This window comes from Prevotella corporis DSM 18810 = JCM 8529 (genome assembly GCF_000430525.1).
Lineage (GTDB): Bacteria > Bacteroidota > Bacteroidia > Bacteroidales > Bacteroidaceae > Prevotella > Prevotella corporis.
This window is the reverse complement of record NZ_AUME01000089.1, coordinates 1-1,245: the sequence shown is the minus strand read 5'-3', so window position 1 is coordinate 1,245 and position 1,245 is coordinate 1. Positions and strand designations below refer to the sequence as shown.

General features: G+C 44.8%; 2 protein-coding genes. Both read left to right on the top strand.

Going from position 1 to position 1,245, the window contains the following annotated elements; all coding sequences use genetic code 11:
- Positions 1-194 precede the first annotated feature (194 nt).
- Positions 195-626: a plasmid mobilization protein gene (locus tag H515_RS0110415; protein ID WP_025878199.1), complete on the top strand. Its 432-nt coding sequence runs from the start codon at positions 195-197 to the stop codon at positions 624-626.
- The coding region (locus H515_RS0110410) for a relaxase/mobilization nuclease domain-containing protein (RefSeq protein ID WP_028901924.1) at positions 610-1,245 on the top strand (636 nt) is incomplete at its 3' end. The genes H515_RS0110415 and H515_RS0110410, both read left to right, overlap by 17 nt.

Sequence of the window (1,245 nt, the reverse complement as noted above, 5' to 3'; positions counted from 1 at the left end):
AGCAAAACGCCTTGTGCGTAAACGTTTCGTTAGCTGATATTGCAAGACGTCAGTTTGTACCCACAAACTGCCCTTGCTCCCCTCGTCAGACTATCAGGGAGATAAAACCGTAATCACTCCGTTCTCATCGGTCAGTATTCAGGAATTAAGAAACAATGAATCATCTATAATGATAAACTTTCAAAGAAACTTATATGAGCAGATACAAGGGAAAAGCTGCCCGATGGCAGCAACAGGATAAGGAAGAAAAACAGATGAACAAAACAGAGTTCATCAAAGTAAGATGTACCTTAGAGGAAAAGCAGCGTATCAAGTCAAAAGCGGAAAGCATAGGGCGGAGGTTCTCCGACTACTGCCGTGAGATACTCCTTAACGGCGAGATAATAGCCGTCCCCAAGATGACCGACAACGAGAGGGAAGCCATTGCCATCCTCCAACATACAGGAAGATTCTATGGGCAGGTTTCCAACCTCATCAAGGTCAAGGACGAAGATTGGCTACATATCACAAAGAACCTCTCGCTATGTGCCAAAGAGGCATTTAAGCGATTTTACGACCCGCATTTTCGTGTGGACGATGAGGTATATAAGGTCTTAAATCTAACAAGAAATGATAGGAAAATGTAAGGCGATAGCACACGGAAGCACAGCTTTGGACTATATTTTCAGAGAAGGCAAGCTCGGTTATCGGCTTGCCTTCCACAATCTTTGCAGCAGAGATCCAAAGACTATCTATGAGGAAATGAAGATGGTCAGCGAGTACAACACACGGTGCAGGAATAAGTTCCTCCGCATAGAAATAGGCATCGCGCCAAAAGACGAGAAAAGACTGCCTGTATCCGAGCTTATGGGAATAGCCCATCTGTTTGCCAAGCGAATGGGACTTGACAACCACCAATGGGTGGCGGTAACGCACAAGGACACTGATAATAGACACATTCACATCATCGCCAATCGTATCAGCCTTTACGGAGAGGTCTATGACACCACCTTTGTGAGCAATAGGGCAGCAAAAGTGGCGGAAGAAATAAGCAGAGAGAAAGGCTTGACCATTGCAAAGGAGGTCAAGGCAGAAAAGAAATATCAAAAGACAAAAGCAAGTCCAACGAGAGAGCAAACCAAGAAAGAGGTGCAGCAAATCTGTTATGCCCTGCTTGACAAGTACAAAGGAACAGGCGTCACGGGGCATTCCATGTTCCTTTATGAATTGAACAAAAACGGCATTACCATAGAGCGTATGAAGAAC